Below are 18,299 nucleotides of genomic sequence, written 5' to 3' on the forward strand. Positions count from 1 at the left end.
TTATAAATTGACATCATATATGCTGTCAAGCTGGTAAAAGGTTATTTTGGGCAAAAGGATTCAACGGCCTGAAGGGACAGGTTTGCCGCGTACCCCGTTTGATGGACAGTAGAAACACATAGTATACTGATATCAGAGAGGGGATAGAAAAGATGAAGCAAGCTAAGAAGTACAGCGCAGAATATAAGATGGAAGCAATTCGACGATTGGAGCAGACGGGTGAATCGGTCGCTAAAGTGGCTGCTGATCTTGGGGTTAATGAAAATACGATGCACGGATGGATAAAGCGGCACCGTGAAAAACCGGTAAATCCTTTTCCCGGCAGCGGCAAGCTCAGCGACGATGATGAAAAGATGCGTAAGCTGGAACGAGAAATTCGTGAGCTGCGGGAGGAAAATGAGATTTTAAAAAAGGCGGCGCAGTACTTCGCCAAGAACCTCAAGTAAAAAGGTTCGAGTTTATCGCAGAACACCGCCATGAATATCGGGTAGCGAAGCTATGTGAAGTGCTCTTTGTTGCAAGAAGCGCTTATTACGCATGGGAAAAACGCCCGGCAAGCAATAGAACGCTTGAAAATCAAGCATTAGCTGAAAAAATCAAAGAAATTCATGAAAGAAAGAATCGGACCTGTGGCAGCCGGAAGATGACCCGGGAACTACGACGACTCGGCAATCATGTAAACCATAAGCGGGTCGAACGAATCATGAAACAAGAAGGAATCCGCTCGAAAGTAGCCAGGAAGTTTAAGGCCACTACGAATTCTAACCATACCCTGCCGGTAGCTGAAAACCTCTTAAATCGTGAGTTCACAGCAGAAAAACCTAATCAGAAGATGGTAAGCGATATTACCTATGTATGGACTGAGGAAGGTTGGCTATATGTTGCTGGAATAATGGATCTTTGCGGACAGAAGATAGTAGGCTTATCTATGGGGGATAGAATGACGAAAGAACTAGTGATAAACGCTTTGAAGAGCGCTTATTTTCGGGTGGGCCGGCCAGAAAACGTATTACTTCATTCGGATCGAGGCAGCCAGTACTGCTCCCACGACTACCAAAAGCTGCTGAAAAGATATAAGTTCACTTGCAGTATGTCGCGGAAGGGAAACTGCTGGGACAACGCGCCAATGGAGTCATTCTGGGGGAAAATGAAATACGAATGGCTCAATGAGCATCGGTTTAAGACAAGAGATGAGGCAAGAGCTGCCGTCTTTGAATATGTTGAAATATTTTACAACCGACAGCGCTTGCATGAAACCAACGGCTATCTAACTCCGGAAGAATATTATTCAATCGCCTTGGCGGCGTAGGCAATTGTGCAAAACATTGCGAATGTAGAGACTGATGATTGTAGTGACTATAAACATCGGCTGTAGTGACTATATTTCACAAGAGGTTGTTATCATGTTTATACGAACAATAAAACGCAAGCTCAAAACCGATACGGCGTTTGATTTCAAGCTACTTGAATCTTATCGTCAGGCCGGATCGCCTCCCAAGCACAAGTTTATCAAAGGTTGGACGATAAAGAAGTCGGACATTTGGGCCATGGGCGACATATTCGTAGACGACATAGAATTTGATCTCGATTTAGCCGGGATGAGTCGTAGCGAAATCAGGAAAATTATCGCGTCGATACGAAAAAAGTTAGTGACTTTGTTGAAATAATGAGCATGGCTTTGAGATATTGAGAAATTCTTGGGTTTTTCCTGTCTATTTTGCGGGGGACGCCCCATTTCGCTGTCCCCTTGTCCCGTTCAAACTTTGCCTTTAAGCAACAAGCTCAATGTTTAATGGGTTTGTTAAACCACAAAGGACACAAAGGGTACGAAGTGTAGATTGTTTAATAAAATAAAACTTTGAGTACTTTGCAGTAACAATCCTTAAACCAGGCTTGTACCATCAATAAGCTTCTAAACATCTTCTAAATTATAACATTCGTTACATTATAATATATTTCCTCTTTAAATACAAAAATGGCATAAATTATCGGATAGAGAAGGGACAGAGGACAGTTTCGCTATCCACTTATCTTTAATCTTAGTTTCGGAAAGTACAACTTAAAAATGCAGTAACCATGCGTCTTAAGCGCTACTTTTATCTACCACCGTCCCCTGTCTTCGTTGTTCCTGCCTTCCCTCCTATCTATTCCCTGATTTGATTGCCTGTAAAAGCCTTGTATCACGCGCTAGGAGTGTTTTTTATGCACCTCTTGCGTGTTCTTTTACCTTAGCGTTTGAAATTCCGCCCGTAAAGTGTCATTTTCAGTTCTCATTTACCCCCTATTCTATACCTGTTTTCCATAGTCCCTTTAATTTTTTATCGCAAAACATAAGTTCAATCATAGTTGATTAACTCCAGTTGAACTTATGCTTTTTTCTTTTTGAATACCCTTATGAATACCGTAGATACCAATAAACATTAACACCCCTTCAACCAAGCCACATTAAGAACCAAATCTCCCTGCACCGTTCATGCCGATCGAAGCGTCCATGACTTGGGGGTTAATCTCAATAGGATACAATTCCGGGAAATAATTACAACATCTTTTTTATCATAACAGAGGCAATTCCTTTTCTACGATGATTTGGATGAACTGCCATGCAAGAAAGACATTTTGAATTATAAGAAAATATCATAACTCCAACAACCTCACCTTCACACTTTACGCATAGGGCAGTTTTCCTTTTTACATTTTTAATCACAGTTTATTTATAGTTATCCATTTTCTCAACTGTCTCTAAGCCTGGAAAGTTATCTCTAACAATATCAATCATTTTAAACCAAGAATCTATATCTTGCATTTCTGCATAACATAAAGAGCATTCTTCCTTTAACATATTCCACGCTTCCTTTAAATTTGTATTTTTTCAAGTATGTTTATTAAAAAGCAATGCCAAATTTTTCACACCTTCCATTGCAATATTATTATCTTTTGATGGTATATTATTTGTATTATATGTATAAATTGCGGGATTAATTGGTTTTGAATTCATATGGTGTAAAAGACTACATGCCATATTATATGCTCCTTCAAAATTTCTATCGCCACCTCCAACCAAAATAACACCACCTCTTTTACTTTTGGCAATCGGAACTTCTTTTCTAAAAAATCTTGCACAATAATACGTTTGAAATCTGCTTGTAATCGCTAATAATTGTCCTGTAAGTTGAGAAAAATAAAGAGGAGATGCAATTATAATATTATCGCATTCCTGTATGTAATCATACACTTGCTGCATTTCATCGTTATGACAGCAACCTTTATTTTTCCAGCAATATCTGCAATCAATACAAGGCATTATGTTACAATTGGGATTTTCTCATGATCTCAATCTGATGATTAAGCCCCTGAATGTAAATTTCATCAGGAACAAAACTCTTTTCTAATGCTTTTTCGGTCGTCACTGACATGAGTTTATTAGTAGCAACTTCTTTCCCGCCTTATTTAATAGTTGTAAATAACCGGAAATAATGGGTCCTACTTTTTGATTTTTAGAAGTTAGGAGCATCCCTTGGGTGGCGTAAATTTCTCCAATTACTTCAGTATTCATCATAAAAGCAGTTCGCTTAATCCATTGGGATATTACTTGGAAATGAGATCTTCCTGTATTACACAGTTAGACATCATAATTATTTTTGGTATTTGCCTTTCTGGTTTTGCAGTACTTCTGTATTCCCCTGTTGCAGTCTTTTCCATATAACCATAACCTAAATCATACGATTTCATTATACTTCTATCCATATAGACTTTTAACGTTCCAGAAATATTATAAATGTACAGTGGGGTAGTGAGGAGAAGAACGTCGACTCCGTTTTCAAGAGACACTATTTCGGCCATATCATCATTAATCACGCATTGCCCATGATTAAAACGGCAGGATAAGCAACCTTTACAATATTTAATATCTTTTTCTGCCAAAACGATATTTATTGTTTCTGCTCCTGCTTCCTGGGCTCCTTTTAAAAAGGCAGTAATCATGCATTTACATTCGCTAAGTCAACTTTATTTCCTGTCGCGAAGAGTAGAAACTTATCTAATGATCAAACCAATGAAAAAATACATCTTCAATGTTTTGAGTATAGGCAAGGGGGTGGCGGTACTATCTTAGGGGGGTTGCGTTAACAAGACAAAACCACCGTCTCTTTGCTCAAACCGGGCGTAAAGTTGGTAAAGTTTGAACGGGACAAGGTTCGCTGTCCCCTTGTCCCGTTCAAACTTTACCATTAAGCAACAGTCTGCAAATTGATCTCCAATCACAGACTCAATAGTACCGTCCCCGTGAGTCTTCTGGAATTAAATATATTCACGATGTAAAAGAGTATGACTGGGGTCAACGTGTCATCCGTTTTTATGACCCTGATATGCATATGATTGAGGTAGGTGAAAACATGGAAAATGTCATTAAGCGCTTTTTGAAGCAGGGATTATCTGTTGAAGAAACAGCAAAGCGAACTATGCACCCCATCGAATTTGTAAAGAAATGCTTATAAATCAAAGAGTAACTTATATAGTTCAGCAGGCACAATTAATCATTATCCGGGTTTCTTCTATTCAAAATAAAGAAGAAAAGGGCCAATAAAATAAATAATCCCTCAGAAAAATAGCCAAACCAATTACCTAATTTACTATATAATGATTTTCCCTGATCAAGCTGTATTGTTCCGATAAGGATTGCATCATTTTTTTCGTTACTGCTTGATACTATGTTGATAATTTCCCCTTTATTGCTGCTTAAGCTTAACAATCCCCATTGGGCCGCCCGTGCTACTGCATAATTTCCTTCAATGCCACGCATGATAGCTATTCGTGCATGTAACAAATCATCTGCTTTAAAATCAAAAGCAGGTACAAACAAAAGGTTAATACCCTGCTGGCTATATCCTCGACTAGGCTCTTCAAAATCCATATCCTTACAGATAGCAATACCCCACATACCCTTGTTCTCCGAAGTTATAATACTAAATTCTTGCCCTGGAATATAACTCCCCTCTGAAAATGGCAGTAGATGTTGCTTATCATACTTTAATGCGATTTCCCCGCTGGGTAAGAATAAATACGCAGAGTTATGCAAATTTAACTCCTCCTGAACACTTAAGCCTGCAATTAATGTAATTTGATATTTATGTGCCGCATCTGCTAAAAGTTGCAAAAATTTCGACTGGTTATTCGGAGTTAGAGTTACAATTTTTTCTGGCAGTAATATAACTTCAGCACCTGAGCGTGAAAGTAAATCAATACAATGAATATATCTACTAATAATTTTTTCTGTTTCTTGTTCTTGTCCTCGAGAACGTAGCTCTTCCAAGCTCATATCAAGCGATGCCATGCTAATTGTAACACTAGGTCCCTGGACTGGCATATTTAAACGATATAAGCCAAATATCATAGTTAGTATTAGTATACTTATCGGAATAAATATTGTCTTTAAACATAATTTTGAATTATTACGATAATGCCAAGATAACGCCAGGCCAGCAGGAATAAGCATCAATAAAAAGGTAACTCCCAAAATTCCTGTAATCGAGGCAATTTGTATTATAGGCAAATTAAATACTTGTGTGTAGGCTATACTATCAAAGGTTCCAGCAGATGAGTGTAATGATGTAATAAATTCAAAAGCAGTCCAACCGCTTGCAAAAACGAAACTCCACGCCCAATGCTTTTTTTTGAACACCATATAACGGAATAACACTATCAAAATCGTAAATATTATTGCATTTATGATATTCCCAAAGGCAAGTATCCAAATAGGAATTACCGTATCTGAATATGCGAAAACCCCACTAGAAAACCCAATAATATATGTAATAATACTGGCAAAAACTACAGGTACCATTGCGGCTTTCAGTGCATATATAAAAAGTGGAATTGGGGCTAGCCAAGTTAATAACGGGCAATTATAAACTCCTGTGGAAAAGTAATACGCAATCGAACTAATCATGACCGTTATTGTAAAACATAGACAACTTTTTATGTTTTCTTTATCAATATTGTTAATACCCATTCATTGATTTCCCTCCCAATCAATTTAGTAGAAATAACCTGTTTCGATATGTATACTAGCTGGACTATTTTAGAAGTAAACGCCGTAATAAGTATAAAGAACCCAAATTATATAACTATTTACATTCGTTAAGTCAACTTTATTTCCTGTCTCGAAGAGTAGAAACTTATCTAATGATCAAACCAATGAAAAAATGCATCTTCAATATTCTGAGGATGCATTTTTTGATAAGAATAATTATCCGTATGGTATTAAAATAGCTTAACTGGTGGCCAACATGAAATGGTCACTAGTTAAGCTATTTTGATTTACACTGAATTACTGCGAAGCTATACTCCAAGAAACTACAGCAACCACTAAATGCCTAGTTGCCGGTAACCCGGTCCCCTGTAAAGTTCTATTTATTACAGCCAATATTAGCTTCTAGATTTTTCATGGCTTCTCGCAATTTTTTTTGATAAGCTGCCGTTAAGGCAAGCATTCTGTAGTCAGTGAGAAAACTAATTTTCTCATCCTTTATTTTACTGCTATCATTTTGACTTGCTGTATTTGCCGTATTCGAATTATTAGTAGTAGCAGCTTGCTTATCATCAGCAGTCTCTTTATCTTTGTCATCATCTTTTGGAGTAGAAGCCTTGCCAATTAAAACCTTCATATTTTTTCCAATGACTATATATGTATATACTGTGTCTCCTTCTTTAACAGAAATATATTTCCATCCCGTTGAATTACTATCTCCATTCTGTGTTGAATTGCTTTCAACTTGTCCGCGAACAATTTGATTATTGGTTAATGATGAACTTCCGAGCACATTCATTTTTTAGCCAACTCCTTTTTTAAAAATACAGCTCTTTAAAATAGCATCGACACTTTCCAACATTTTCTTAATAAATTGTTTTTATAAAAGTTGCGGCTATCACTGATAACTCGCTTTCGCAAAAATATTGCATTGACACAAACTAGCATAAAATGGTGAGCACTTCACAAGAGTATCTACTAGACCGATTTCGCTAATTTTCCCATCTACTGTTGGCGGAAGTGTGGATTTGTTGGCACGGGCAATGGCAACTTCAGCAGTAAATTTTATTGATCAGCCGCTTGTGGTTACGAATATATCAAACAAGGCGGCTACTCTCGGCTGGAATGAACTTGCCGGGACCAAGACGGATGGCTATACAATTGGTATTGTAACTACAGGCCTAATTTTACAACCGGGTCTACGAGATACCATTATTCTACCACGTTAGTACGGTTGTTGTAAAACTGCTATGAAAACGAAAAAAGAGCTTTACGAAAACCTCGTAAAACCCTTGATATACCTATGGCGACCCCGGCAGGATTCGAACCTGCGACCTTTTGATTCGTAGTCAAACGCTCTATCCAGCTGAGCTACGGAGTCTTTTTTATTATTACAGCCTTCATTTAAAAACCGTAAGCCAGTTTCTGTTTTAGGAAATTATTTATCTAACGCATAAACTGCGTTCTTCCTTTTGGTTTGATTCCCTTCAGGAAGTTCCCCTACCAAAATTTGGGTTTCTGCCTCGTGGAGTTTACCACTTTTCACTAGACTGTCGCCAGTCTACTCACTCTCTGTGCACTTTATGGCTACTTTCGGCTGCATGAGTCGATTTTGCCGTCGTCAGAGCTTAGCTCTGCCCCAGCTTGCGCTAGGCACGAACATTACAACCATCTCAGGTTGTGGCAGTCTGGACTTTCCTCAACACTGCAATAAAGCAGTACCGCAATTTCCCGTATTTAAAGAAGGCTGGAATTTTCACTAAGAGATTTATTATATTATGTCAACTAATTGCTTTGCAATAAAAAAGATCAGCTTTTCTGACCTTTTTAATAATATCTGGTCGGAGCGGCAGGATTCGAACCTGCGACCCCCTGGTCCCAAGCCAGGTACTCTACCAAACTGAGCCACGCCCCGAATTGTTATATAGGTGTGCTTCGCTACCGTTCAAAACTAGGCGATTCGCGCTAAGCAATCTTCACCTACCGGCTCGCTTTCTTAGACTCTCTACTTATTGGTGCGGGAGACAGGAATTGAACCTGCACGCCTCGCGGCGCTAGATCCTAAGTCTAGTGCGTCTGCCAGTTCCGCCACTCCCGCGTCCCTCAGAACAATACTATACCAGCTGATTCGATTATTGTCAACTATAAGTATGTTATCTCTGATCTGCTACTATTAACTTGATACCTATTCCTACAAATATTGTTCCTGTTAACCAGCGAAAATATTGATATACATTTTGTTTAACGATCAACCACTGTCGTATAAGACTTGATGCTTGCGCATATATACTAAGTACTATCAATCCTAATATAAAGAAGATCACTCCATATAACAGCATCGTATAAGCAGCACAATCACTACTAAAATCAATAAATTGAGGAAAAAAACTCACAAAGAAGATGGCTGTCTTCGGGTTTAACGCTGCAGTAAGAAATCCTTTGACAAATAAATCCCGGTTCGTTTTATCTGCTTGCATTTCACTACTGTCGACTACCTTGTCATTCTTGCGAATGATTTGAACTCCAGTGTAGAACATATATAATGCACCGCAAATTTTAACAACACCGTATGCCGTTGCCGATGTTTGCAAAATCACCGTTAGGCCTAATACTGCAGCTATCGCATACAAAAGATCACCTAAGCTTGCTCCGCAAGCAGAAATCATAGCTGCTTTTTTACCCTGTGTTATTCCGCGTGTAATCACATACAAGGTATTGGGTCCAGGCATTATCACCAGAACAAAAGATGCCATTACAAACAACAATAGACTATGCAAGTCTATATTCATCAGTCTACCTCCAACATTCACCGGTTACTACTTTACTTTTTCAGTAAATGATGGGTGCTAATTGGGAGCGGGTAGGGACCTACGCTATTGCGGGATACGTAAATAATAAAAAGTGAATCAAATTCAAACTAAAATGAGCCACTATGCTAGACTCAATTCGGTTAGTTTGCTGATATATCCATCCGTATCCAAGTCCAGCGACAGTACCCCATATACTATAGGATATTCCCCCTGCATAGTGAGCAAAGCCAAAAAGCAGCGATGCAATACTAACTGCGATCAAATTCCCCCACGCACTATCTCTGAAAAGCACAGCAAGATTTTTTTGAATAAATCCACGAAAAAATCCTTCCTCAGCCATACATACCAAAAGTAAGTTTGTTATTAGCCAAATTGGCAAACACTCTGGCAGCTTGGGATCAAAATGAACCTCACCAGCACTCAGCGCTAAAAAAACTAAAACTAAAATAACCATCATTGTCTTAGGGATAGTTTGCTTTAACATAGCAATCCAGTCGTCTTTATTAGCCAGTAACCGTTGGGTTAAACCCAAAATAAATAGTCCCACAATCGTTTTATCAAAATTAAGATATAGCGTAAATGGAATCCCATCCTTACTAATATGCACATTAGATAATACCTTAAGATTATGAAAATAAGGAATTGCATGTGCTCCCAGCCCATAAGCCACACATAGAACTACTATACCTGCAATCACCCGCCCTGCAGGGTGCGTGTACTTTTTTTCGGTAAAATCTAAAGCATACACTATTATAATAATCACCAAAACGGCATACACATCAATCTGATTACTCACCAAACCGAAAATACAAGCAATCGCAAAGGCTATGCTCCAGGCTGGAATTCTTATTTTGTAAGGCACCCATAAAAGAAGAACCGAGATATATAGAAAACTATAGCATAGAATAGTTGCAGACGATAACATCTCCGGCCATATCATACCGTCACCTCGGGTTCTTGTTTCTATAGGCTATTCGTTAGCTAATACTTTTTTTCCTTCAATTTACTCCAATTGGTTTTAACCGTATTTTATACTACTCCTTTACATCAAACAAGTTTATTGTCAGCTATCTGTATTTACCAGCTATTATAATTCATCATGTGGGCATAATACTTCTGGAGGTGATACTATGAAAAACGAAAGCCGTAACAAAAATAACGAACAGTGCCGTAATGAGAGGAACCAAAAGAACCTTGAGTTCGCCCGTGAGTTATCTAACGTAGAAGATCGCCGTAATGAGAAAGATTGCGGTGGTGGCTGCGGTGGCAAACGGTAACGTTCGTAAATAGTTCAATCTCCCGTCTTCTCATTTCCTTCCCCTCTAACGGCGGCTACTGTCGCCGTTTTTTAATTGGTAGGGATAGAGTCTTACTTTCCCAAATGAGGAAATCTCTATTATTACTCACCTAATCCACTCAATACAGTTACTAGACTTTAAATTCACAAATAGTTTCTTTAAGGCTTTGTGCAATTTTTGATAGTCCTTTACTGGCTGCAGCGATTTCCTGCATGGACGCCGATTGTTCTTCAATAGCGGCCGATATCGTCTGCGCCTCGCCGGATGCTATCTCGCTAAGATCGTCTATTTCTTTCACAGATGTCACAATCTGATTAGTTTCGCTGACTACTTTTTGAATTGCTGCCAAACTCTCTGCCACCTGATCCGATACTTGCGTTACTAAAGTAGCAATATCCTCAAATGCACTTCCAGCAGTATTTACAACCTCTGTTCCCACCTTAACTTCGTGTGTACCTTTGACCATAGCAACAACAGCATCATTGGTCTCACTCTGTATTTCACTAATTAGTTCAGCTATTCTTTTGGCCGCATCTTGTGATTGTTCTGCAAGTTTACGAACTTCTTCCGCTACTACAGCAAAACCACGACCTTGCTCACCTGCTCTTGCAGCCTCAATAGCGGCATTTAATGCAAGTAAATTTGTCTGACTGGCAATTCCTGCTATCGTGTCAACAATTTGCCCGATTTCCTTTGACCGTTCACCAAGTTTAGTAACTACGCCAGCAGAACTATTAACTGTTTGCTCAACCATCAACATTTGACTAACAGCTTTTTCAATAGAGAGAGAACCTGCTTTCGCCTTTTCGGCAGCTTCAACCGACGATTCTGCTACAAGACTGATACCGTTCGCCACATACCGGATTCCATCTGACATATGTTCAACCACTACAGCAGTATCATCGACAACTTTAACTTGGTTCTCCGCACCACCTGCAACCTGGGTTATCGATACCGCTACTTGATCTGCTGCCTGAGCAGACTGATTAACACTATTAGTAAGTTCTTCACTGGCAGCCGCTAATTTGCCAGCCTCCTCATGAACTTTCCCAACAATTTGACAGATAGAATCAAGCATCTTATTCATTTCTCGGGCTATTATTCCAAGCTCATCATTAGACTGAACGCTTAGACGAGAGGTAAAATCACCGGTCCCAATTATTTTAACTACCGCTGACAAATAAGGAAGTTCTTTTAACAGATACTTTAATACAAAATACATCAAACTTACTAACAGAATAATTGACAAAACAAAATAAATAGTAATAGTAGTAAAAAATTCATTAACTTGTTGATATATTTCTTTTTTTGCGGTTACTGTTGCAATCGACCATTTAGCAATAGGCACAGGCGCATATCCAATGTATTGTTCATCATTATCAATGACTAATGATAGTAATCCCTTTTCGCCAGCAATCATTTTTTTCCCGACTACGCCTAAGTTACCTTCCATTGCCGGAAGTTTTTCCTTAATCACATATTTTTCATTGGGATGATATATAATTGTTCCGTCAGGAGCAAGTAAAATTGTATGCCCTGTTTCCCCAATCTTATAGGATCTCATAATATCAGGCAAGGCATCTAAGAATAAATCAATTGCTACAATGCCTAATACATTAGGGCCATCTTTTACCGGAATCATTACACTAAGAATTACTTTACCAAATACCTGATCCATATATGGCTCAGTGTAATAGACACCTTCTGCACCAATAGCTGGTTTATACCAAGGTCTTTCGTGCAAATTAAAGTTGGGCTTTGATAAAACATTTCCGGTACCAATTAAGAAGTTTCCCTTTTCACTGGCCACCCAAACCATCGCGACATCTTTATCGGTTTTTTTTATAGCTTCCAGGGATTTTATTACACCATTATAATAATTATTGCTTACTGCCTCCTCCCGTGTATTGGCAGTTTTCAGATAATCGATAATAGCTTGGTTTGTTGTAATTTCTTTAACAAGCACTCCTTTTTCACTAAAAAAACCATTTACCTGATTCGCAACCGCTAAGCTTTTAGTACTCATATTATCTTCAATATTCTTAACAAAAGCATTTTCGGTGTATGACTTAACCAATATACCGGCAAACAAAAGAAATATTATCATGATTAATAGTAATATTACCGCTGATTTTTTAGCAATTGTTCCTACTATTTCCCCTAACCATTTTTTTATGCTGCTAGACATCATTAATATCCCCCTCTCCCAGTCCATAAACATGTCCTAGGCCTAAGTATTCCTATTCTATTTTTAATTTTTATTATACTCAGAATATTGCCTCTTCACCAAGTGCATAATATAGAATAAACGCATTGATTTATGTGCGTTTTGCACAGCTGCTACTTTCTGATTAAAACGCTGACTTCGAGTTTACACAAAAATTGCCACATGCCAAAGGATAATTCTTAGGCATGTGGCAATTTTATGTAAATATACCTTACTATAATTTAATTGAATTCTGGTGAATGATAAACATCTAACGCTGCTTGCACGGCCCGCCCGATATGAATTTTGGCTCCATGGCGAATAAGAGCAGCCTCCAAAGCCCCTAAGACATGGAGGATATTTTTTTTCCTGCAACTATACCCCATAGTTCCAATTCGCCAAATTTTCCCTTTTAAAGAGCCAAATGAGCTGGCAATTTCAATTTGAAAATCCTTAAGCAACATGCTGCGAATGGCTTCACCTTCTATTCCTTCGGGAATACAAACAGAAGTGACTACCGGAAGCTTACATTCGGGATTACCGTAAAGCTTCAGCCCCATTGCCTCAATTCCCTGAATAAGCGCTTTTTCATGTAGCGCGTGTCTGCGAAACCTTTGCTCAAGACCTTCTTCCAATACAATCCGTAACCCTTCCCGCAATGCATACAGCATGGAAGTAGCCTCCGTATGGTGATTCAAACGTGCCGCACTCCAATAATCCATTAATTGGCTAAGATCAAAATAGTTGCTGCGAATCATCCTGTTTTGATTATTCTTATATTTGCCTGGTTCTGCTAAACCCCGCTCAATCTTTTTACGTTCTAAGAGCAGCGCCTCGACTCGTGAATTAAAAGTGATCGGCGCCATGCCAGAGGGAACAGATAAACACTTTTGAGTACCGCCAATAGCAGCATCAATTTTCCATTCATCCACCTTCACCGCGGTTCCACCAAGCGTGGCAACCGCATCAACTACAAAAAGAATACCCATTGCCCGGCAGGCTTCACCAATCTCTTTCAGTGGCTGCATACAGCCTGTTGAGGTTTCCCCGTGAACTATTGCCACAATTTTAGGCTTAACTCTTTGCATTTCTTGGATAACCACTTGCGGATCAAACACCTGTCCCCATTCGGTCTCAATATTGACTACATCTGCGCCATAGCGCTCGGCTATTTCCGTAAGCAGCTGACCGAAACGACCATAAATCGGCACTAACACCCGATCTCCAGCTTCAACAATGCTACCAAGTACAGCTTCAATACCAGCCCGGGAAGTACCATCAATCGGAAATGCCCATTGGTTCTTGGTCTGAAACACTGCTCTAAGCATCGCCATAGTTTCATTCATAATCTCAGTAAACTCAGGGTCAAACTGTCCTAAGATCGGGGTGCACATTGCCCTCAACACTCTAGGTTCAACCTCCACTGGCCCTGGTGACATCAGAGTACATACTGAAGTATCCAATTCTTTATACATCTTATCATGTCTCCTTCCCAAAACTAAACTTATACCTATTGTTTTTTATAAAACCCGACATAGTCTGGCTTGCTCTAGACACTGCCTCTTGTCAATAATTATTCTCAATTTATCATAAGCTTCCTATCCAGTCAATAAACCGCTTATTTTACAAAGCCAAAAACGGTCTAAAACAGGACATGACTTTTTCTAGTCACATCCTGCTTCTTTGTCTTATATTGCAATTGCTATACCGTTTTATATTGATCACAAAACAAGTATGAATTTACTGATTAAGACAAGACTCCATTATTGTTTTTTCAGCAATAGCATCTGCAGCATATTCCGCCACCGTAGGCTGGTGACCTATTCCAATAGCAGTACCGGTTTCACCTTGTAATGCCTCACAAATGTTGTTTAAATTGGTTATAATAGCCTTCGTACCGCCAAATTTGACAAACTCGATTGCTGCTCTGATTTTAGGAGCCATGCTCCCCTCTGGAAACTGTCCTGCTGCCAAATATTTTTCAGCCTGCGCTACTGGCAAAAACTCCAATTGGGTTTCATTTGGCTGACGATAGTTTATACATACCTTTTCAACTCCGGTCAACAACAGGAGGTAGTCCGCACCAACCATCCTCGCTAAGAGTGAAGAAGCGGCATCTTTGTCAATCACGGCCGCTACGCCAACTAAGCCGTTATCCTGTCTAACAACAGGTATTCCGCCCCCACCCGCAGCTATAACCACACTGCCGGATTTTAGCAATGATAGAATTGTATTTTTTTCGACAATGTCTACCGGTATGGGAGACGGTACTACCATGCGGTAACCTCTTCCACTATCCTCGATAATTTTCCGATCATATTTCCGGGAAACTTCCTCAGCCTCATCCTTTGAATAGAAAGGACCAATTGGTTTGGTTGGGTCTTGGAAGGCTTTATCTTTTTTATCAACCACAACCTGTGTAACAATAGCAGCTACATCTAAAGATAATCCTGCCTTCTCCAATTCATTACGCAATACCTGTTGTATCAAATACCCTAACAACCCTTGAGTCTCTGCGCCACAGCCATCAAGCGTTCCCTCAGAAACAATATTAGCAGACAGCTTATGCCGTAATAAAGTTTGCCCAACCTGAGGCCCATTACCATGAGTAATGATAACCTGATAACCTTGCTGAATCAATTCGACTATCTTTTTACAAACAATTTGGATGTTCTCAATTTGCTCATCAATTGTTCCATGATCATTCTCACTAAGAATAGCATTGCCGCCGATGGCTACTACACAAATACCTTTCTGCATATTCTCCCCCCCTTACCCATTTAAAATTATATTATGCGTTTAATAAGCGGCCCTGACATACCCAGGAACAAGACCAATATTCCAGCTACAGAACATATACTACTACCTGAATGACCGCCAAAGTATAATAACGGAAAAGCAAAGATGATAAATACCGGTAAGAATGGCACTAGTTGTTGCATTTTCTCACCACCCGAATTGATAAGATATATAAATTACTACGCCAAATACCGCACAAAGCAACATGGCTCCACCGATAACCTTACTGATTACCTCGCCTTCACGCCCCAACATCCCGGCTGCTGTTGTTCCCAATAAAATCTTACTGGGAGCAATAATGCTGCCGATAGCACCACCGACCGTTTGCGCCGCCAACAACGGAGCTTTGTCGATCTGCAACATCTGCGCAACTTGCTGCTGAAAACTACCAAATAATATATTAGAAGATAAGTTACTACTAGTCATAAATGTCCCCAACAGTCCTATAAACGGCGAAAGCATTGGGTAAACTCCGCCGGTCACCGCCGCAACTCCCTGAGCCAATACGGTTGTCTGACCGGTCTCATCCATAACTTTGGACATAGCGATCAATCCAATAACCGCAATCGCTGAGGGTATCGTTTTGGCCAGCGAGTTTTTCATAATGCGCTGCACGCCGCCTGCTTGGATATAGCCCCACCGCACATAGCAAACATAACCAATTATGGCCGCCAATAGCAGGAAGGCGCCGGAATGAATAAATGGTGCAAGCGGCGCATATGCCGGATAACTATGGGTTGAAAAACCCAGCAAGGTTGTTTTTCCGGCAAAAGACAGTGAAAGCTTCCATTGCCCAAGATAATTTTTTACACTGTCATTCAACAAGACAACAACGGCAATCACAATCAAGAATACATAGGGAATAAACGCTTGTTGAATATTCATTGCATTGGCAGTTATATTTTTTTCATCAGTCTTTTCTTCCGCCGGGTCATTGAGTTCCACCGGCTGACGGTAATAATTAAGTCTGCCAATTATAAAAATCAACCCCAGCGCCACAGAAGCAACAACAAAGTTGCATAACATTGGATTTAACAATGCTATCCCCATTTGCCCTATTCCCTGGAATAATCCCAACAGAATTACTGTAACTGCATTATGTTTGATTCCCTGATAACCACCGGCTAAACCGGCAATCAACAATCCGGCAATAAGATTAACAACGCCCAGCATTGCTGTAGTCCAGATAATCGTCTTGTTCAAGATCAGCGGGTTACTTACATCAACTTGGCCAATCAAACCATCCCAGGCAAGGCCTAACGTGCCAAACGTATTGCCCCAGGCTTGCCCAAGCAAGGTAATAAGCACGGCAGTCAGCGGCTTAACACCCATACCAATCAGGAGTGGTGCGCATACTACCACAGGAACACCAAAGCCGGTAATACCTTGCAGAAAACCGACAAAAATCCAACCTACAGCCAATACCTGAAGTACTTTATCTGGCGTAAATTGCTGCATCCCGGCGCGAATTACCCCAAACGCGCCAGATTCCCACGACACTTCATAAATAATCAATGCCGGAAAAACTACTAAAATGATAGACAGCGAGGTCCACATCCCTTTGGCAACAGCCAAAGCAATCATATCGGCACCGCCGCCAAAAACCAAATAGGCAATTAGTATCGAGAACAGCAATCCTGCTGATGCCGCTTCATCACCGCCCCACCGGCAATGAAGCAAAAGCACCAGCAACACCAGTATCGGTACTAGGGCGGCCAACCACTGTACTATATCAAAAGACATAATACTTCCCCCTAATCTGTCAATGTTTCAGCAAATGCCACCAAGGCTTTTTCAAAGCAACCATGTGGAGCTTTTACTACACCGGCTCCAATCTGCCCAATTCCAGGCAACCGGTGCGCCATACCGGTATTAATCACCGGCACAATATCGTTTTCAATAACTTTGCGAATATCAATTCCCAGCGGCGAGCCCTCAAAGTTCATTGTGGCTAATAAAAACTGTGTGCTCTTGCCCTGAGAAATTACACCCATCTCTTTGGTATAACGAACAGCATCGTCTTGCGAACCTGCTCCCACAAACCGCACTACTGCCGGTGATGCCGCCATGGCAATACCGCCAAGGCCGATTACTTCCAGGATAGCACTATCGCCCATATCCGGATTGGCATCTTGAGGACCGTAGCCAGGGAAATACAAGCCTTCAGGCATATTGGCCGGTGCCGTAAACCATTGTTCACCGGTTGCTGCAACCTTGACGCCAAATTCTGTGCCGTTACGACACATGACGGTAACAATCGAACTGTCTTTTATACCTTTGGCCGGGTCAGTGATGGATTTGGCGGCAGCCATAGCCATATTGAGGAAAAACTGGTCATTGTCACAGATGAATTTTATAACCTTAGCCTTAGCTTCATTATCCATAGTCAGCTGCGCAATCAGCGGACAGATTTTTCTGGCAAACAAGGAAGAAGCAGCAATATTGCGCTGATGCATTTCATCCCCCATCGCCAAAGCCTGTGCCATAATAACCTTGAGGTTGATGCCGCCGCATAATGCAATTGCATCATTAATCGCCGGCCCTAAGCTGTCTCTAAACCAGATCAGCCGTTCAAGTACCTCAGGATCGTTTGCTCCGAACCGCATTACTTTGCCAAGTCCTTCATTTATAGAGCAATAGGCCACATTCCCAAAGGTCTCGTTTTTAACTTCAAATACCGGCATATGATAAGTAATCATGCCGGTCATTGGACCGACTGAGCCGTGATGATGGTTAGGCGATAACTTAATATTGCCGCTTTTAATCAACTGAACCGCTTTCTCATCACTTTCAGCCAAACCTTCAAAACGGATTGCCCCTAAAATCGCGCCTTTCATCGGCCCGCACATGTCATCCCACTCAATAGGAGGTCCGGCGTGCAATATTGTTTCCTTTGTTAATCCTTTTAAAACAGTATGTGCCGGTTTGACACCGGTAAGTACCGGCTGAGCATCATTATATATTTGAACTACTTTTTCATTGGCGGCATTAATACGGTCTTCATATTTATCAAGTATCTTAGCAACTTCCTTATTGCCGCCTGCCGGTGGACGCCAGGAAACGTGTGTTGTCGGCACAGCTTGTTTGACAAGTGTTTGGGAAAAAAGCTCCAATCCAACATTTACAACATTTAGTTTTTGGTTTAACAAGTTATTTGACAT

18 protein-coding genes, 3 tRNA genes, 1 other RNA gene and 1 pseudogene are annotated in these 18,299 nt (G+C 40.3%); 5 read left to right on the plus strand and 18 right to left on the minus strand.

Annotation, left to right across the window (positions count from 1 at the left end; genetic code table 11):
• The first annotated feature begins 143 nt into the window (after window positions 1-143).
• Window positions 144-1,309 (plus strand): IS3 family transposase gene (locus AC1ECB_RS11370; protein ID WP_485669255.1). Its coding sequence is split into 2 segments (ribosomal slippage): window positions 144-417 and window positions 417-1,309, totalling 1,167 coding nucleotides; the frame shifts between segments, so codons are not numbered across the junction.
• Between the two features lie 34 nt (window positions 1,310-1,343).
• Entirely contained in the window at window positions 1,344-1,667 is a 324-nt protein-coding gene (locus tag AC1ECB_RS11375) for a hypothetical protein (RefSeq protein WP_485664417.1), read from the plus strand.
• An 869-nt stretch (window positions 1,668-2,536) separates the two neighbouring features.
• On the opposite strand, the gene AC1ECB_RS11380 is transcribed toward AC1ECB_RS11375, so the two are convergent.
• From AC1ECB_RS11380 to AC1ECB_RS11395, 4 genes are all read right to left on the minus strand, one after another.
• Window positions 2,537-2,704, minus strand: a complete 168-nt coding sequence (locus AC1ECB_RS11380; RefSeq protein WP_485668796.1) for a GNAT family N-acetyltransferase — start codon at window positions 2,702-2,704, stop codon at window positions 2,537-2,539.
• 3 nt (window positions 2,705-2,707) lie between these two features.
• Window positions 2,708-2,839, minus strand: a complete 132-nt coding sequence (locus tag AC1ECB_RS11385) for a hypothetical protein (RefSeq protein WP_485668797.1) — start codon at window positions 2,837-2,839, stop codon at window positions 2,708-2,710.
• A 30-nt stretch (window positions 2,840-2,869) separates the two neighbouring features.
• Window positions 2,870-3,301, minus strand: coding sequence for a flavodoxin family protein (locus AC1ECB_RS11390; RefSeq protein ID WP_485668798.1), 432 nt, complete (start codon window positions 3,299-3,301; stop codon window positions 2,870-2,872).
• 284 nt (window positions 3,302-3,585) lie between these two features.
• A complete protein-coding gene (locus tag AC1ECB_RS11395; protein ID WP_485668799.1) occupies window positions 3,586-3,981 on the minus strand; it encodes a flavodoxin family protein in 396 nt (131 codons plus the stop codon).
• A 311-nt stretch (window positions 3,982-4,292) separates the two neighbouring features.
• Between AC1ECB_RS11395 and AC1ECB_RS11400 the strand changes: the two are divergent.
• Window positions 4,293-4,493 (plus strand): annotated as a pseudogene (locus tag AC1ECB_RS11400) (VOC family protein); the annotation flags it as partial.
• Between the two features lie 35 nt (window positions 4,494-4,528).
• Here the strand turns inward: AC1ECB_RS11400 and AC1ECB_RS11405 are convergent.
• Window positions 4,529-6,007 (minus strand): nitrilase-related carbon-nitrogen hydrolase, encoded by a 1,479-nt coding sequence (locus tag AC1ECB_RS11405; protein ID WP_485668800.1) that lies wholly within the window; start codon window positions 6,005-6,007, stop codon window positions 4,529-4,531.
• A gap of 397 nt (window positions 6,008-6,404) precedes the next feature.
• Window positions 6,405-6,824 carry a hypothetical protein gene (locus AC1ECB_RS11410; protein WP_485668801.1) on the minus strand — a complete coding sequence of 140 codons (420 nt, stop codon included), beginning with the start codon at window positions 6,822-6,824 and terminating at the stop codon, window positions 6,405-6,407.
• Between the two features lie 223 nt (window positions 6,825-7,047).
• Here AC1ECB_RS11410 and AC1ECB_RS11415 point away from each other — a divergent pair, with 223 nt between their 5' ends.
• The gene (locus tag AC1ECB_RS11415) at window positions 7,048-7,254 is read left to right on the plus strand and encodes a hypothetical protein (protein ID WP_485668802.1); all 207 of its coding nucleotides are present in this window, start codon (window positions 7,048-7,050) and stop codon (window positions 7,252-7,254) included.
• A gap of 75 nt (window positions 7,255-7,329) precedes the next feature.
• Here AC1ECB_RS11415 and AC1ECB_RS11420 read toward each other — a convergent pair.
• The 6 genes from AC1ECB_RS11420 to AC1ECB_RS11445 all read right to left on the minus strand — a co-directional run bounded on the left by AC1ECB_RS11420 (window position 7,330) and on the right by AC1ECB_RS11445 (window position 9,775).
• Window positions 7,330-7,406: transfer RNA gene (locus AC1ECB_RS11420), tRNA-Arg, on the minus strand.
• A gap of 28 nt (window positions 7,407-7,434) precedes the next feature.
• Window positions 7,435-7,764: RNase P RNA component class B (gene rnpB, locus AC1ECB_RS11425), an RNA gene on the minus strand.
• A 99-nt stretch (window positions 7,765-7,863) separates the two neighbouring features.
• Window positions 7,864-7,940 (minus strand) — tRNA-Pro (locus tag AC1ECB_RS11430).
• A 98-nt stretch (window positions 7,941-8,038) separates the two neighbouring features.
• Window positions 8,039-8,123, minus strand: a tRNA-Leu gene (locus tag AC1ECB_RS11435).
• 55 nt (window positions 8,124-8,178) lie between these two features.
• A complete protein-coding gene (locus AC1ECB_RS11440; protein WP_485668803.1) occupies window positions 8,179-8,814 on the minus strand; it encodes a LysE family translocator in 636 nt (211 codons plus the stop codon).
• A 79-nt stretch (window positions 8,815-8,893) separates the two neighbouring features.
• Window positions 8,894-9,775, minus strand: a complete 882-nt coding sequence (locus AC1ECB_RS11445; RefSeq protein ID WP_485668804.1) for a CPBP family intramembrane glutamic endopeptidase — start codon at window positions 9,773-9,775, stop codon at window positions 8,894-8,896.
• A gap of 190 nt (window positions 9,776-9,965) precedes the next feature.
• Between AC1ECB_RS11445 and AC1ECB_RS11450 the strand changes: the two genes are divergently transcribed.
• Complete coding sequence (locus tag AC1ECB_RS11450; protein WP_186450840.1) at window positions 9,966-10,112, plus strand: hypothetical protein; 147 nt, start codon at window positions 9,966-9,968, stop codon at window positions 10,110-10,112.
• 151 nt (window positions 10,113-10,263) lie between these two features.
• Here AC1ECB_RS11450 and AC1ECB_RS11455 read toward each other — a convergent pair whose 3' ends face one another.
• The 6 genes from AC1ECB_RS11455 to AC1ECB_RS11480 all read right to left on the minus strand — a co-directional run bounded on the left by AC1ECB_RS11455 (window position 10,264) and on the right by AC1ECB_RS11480 (window position 18,299).
• Window positions 10,264-12,324: a methyl-accepting chemotaxis protein gene (locus AC1ECB_RS11455; protein WP_485668805.1), complete on the minus strand. Its 2,061-nt coding sequence runs from the start codon at window positions 12,322-12,324 to the stop codon at window positions 10,264-10,266.
• A 257-nt stretch (window positions 12,325-12,581) separates the two neighbouring features.
• Entirely contained in the window at window positions 12,582-13,814 is a 1,233-nt protein-coding gene (locus tag AC1ECB_RS11460) for a pyridoxal-phosphate-dependent aminotransferase family protein (RefSeq protein WP_485668806.1), read from the minus strand.
• Between the two features lie 265 nt (window positions 13,815-14,079).
• On the minus strand, window positions 14,080-15,099 hold the full coding sequence (gene arcC / locus AC1ECB_RS11465; protein WP_485668807.1) for a carbamate kinase: 1,020 nt from the start codon (window positions 15,097-15,099) through the stop codon (window positions 14,080-14,082).
• Window positions 15,100-15,125: 26 nt separating this feature from the next.
• Window positions 15,126-15,281, minus strand: coding sequence for a hypothetical protein (locus tag AC1ECB_RS11470; RefSeq protein WP_485668808.1), 156 nt, complete (start codon window positions 15,279-15,281; stop codon window positions 15,126-15,128).
• A gap of 4 nt (window positions 15,282-15,285) precedes the next feature.
• Window positions 15,286-16,881, minus strand: coding sequence for an L-lactate permease (locus AC1ECB_RS11475; RefSeq protein ID WP_485668809.1), 1,596 nt, complete (start codon window positions 16,879-16,881; stop codon window positions 15,286-15,288).
• An 11-nt stretch (window positions 16,882-16,892) separates the two neighbouring features.
• The gene (locus AC1ECB_RS11480) at window positions 16,893-18,299 is read right to left on the minus strand and encodes a YlbE family protein (RefSeq protein WP_485668810.1); all 1,407 of its coding nucleotides are present in this window, start codon (window positions 18,297-18,299) and stop codon (window positions 16,893-16,895) included.

Source organism: Sporomusa sp. 246TCP1 (genome assembly GCF_057319775.1).

Excerpts from the sequence above, each read along its gene's own strand:
- AC1ECB_RS11375 (WP_485664417.1), top strand. The coding sequence starts at position 1,344 with ATGATTGTAGTGACTATAAACATCGGCTGTAGTGACTATATTTCACAA.
- AC1ECB_RS11385 (WP_485668797.1), bottom strand. The coding sequence starts at position 2,839 with ATGTTAAAGGAAGAATGCTCTTTATGTTATGCAGAAATGCAAGATATA.
- AC1ECB_RS11390 (WP_485668798.1), bottom strand. The coding sequence starts at position 3,301 with ATGCCTTGTATTGATTGCAGATATTGCTGGAAAAATAAAGGTTGCTGT.
- AC1ECB_RS11395 (WP_485668799.1), bottom strand. The coding sequence starts at position 3,981 with ATGATTACTGCCTTTTTAAAAGGAGCCCAGGAAGCAGGAGCAGAAACA.
- AC1ECB_RS11405 (WP_485668800.1), bottom strand. The coding sequence starts at position 6,007 with ATGGGTATTAACAATATTGATAAAGAAAACATAAAAAGTTGTCTATGT.
- AC1ECB_RS11410 (WP_485668801.1), bottom strand. The coding sequence starts at position 6,824 with ATGAATGTGCTCGGAAGTTCATCATTAACCAATAATCAAATTGTTCGC.
- AC1ECB_RS11440 (WP_485668803.1), bottom strand. The coding sequence starts at position 8,814 with ATGAATATAGACTTGCATAGTCTATTGTTGTTTGTAATGGCATCTTTT.
- AC1ECB_RS11445 (WP_485668804.1), bottom strand. The coding sequence starts at position 9,775 with ATGATATGGCCGGAGATGTTATCGTCTGCAACTATTCTATGCTATAGT.
- AC1ECB_RS11450 (WP_186450840.1), top strand. The coding sequence starts at position 9,966 with ATGAAAAACGAAAGCCGTAACAAAAATAACGAACAGTGCCGTAATGAG.
- AC1ECB_RS11455 (WP_485668805.1), bottom strand. The coding sequence starts at position 12,324 with ATGATGTCTAGCAGCATAAAAAAATGGTTAGGGGAAATAGTAGGAACA.
- AC1ECB_RS11460 (WP_485668806.1), bottom strand. The coding sequence starts at position 13,814 with ATGTATAAAGAATTGGATACTTCAGTATGTACTCTGATGTCACCAGGG.
- arcC (WP_485668807.1), bottom strand. The coding sequence starts at position 15,099 with ATGCAGAAAGGTATTTGTGTAGTAGCCATCGGCGGCAATGCTATTCTT.
- AC1ECB_RS11470 (WP_485668808.1), bottom strand. The coding sequence starts at position 15,281 with ATGCAACAACTAGTGCCATTCTTACCGGTATTTATCATCTTTGCTTTT.
- AC1ECB_RS11475 (WP_485668809.1), bottom strand. The coding sequence starts at position 16,881 with ATGTCTTTTGATATAGTACAGTGGTTGGCCGCCCTAGTACCGATACTG.
- AC1ECB_RS11480 (WP_485668810.1), bottom strand. The coding sequence starts at position 18,299 with ATGTCAAATAACTTGTTAAACCAAAAACTAAATGTTGTAAATGTTGGA.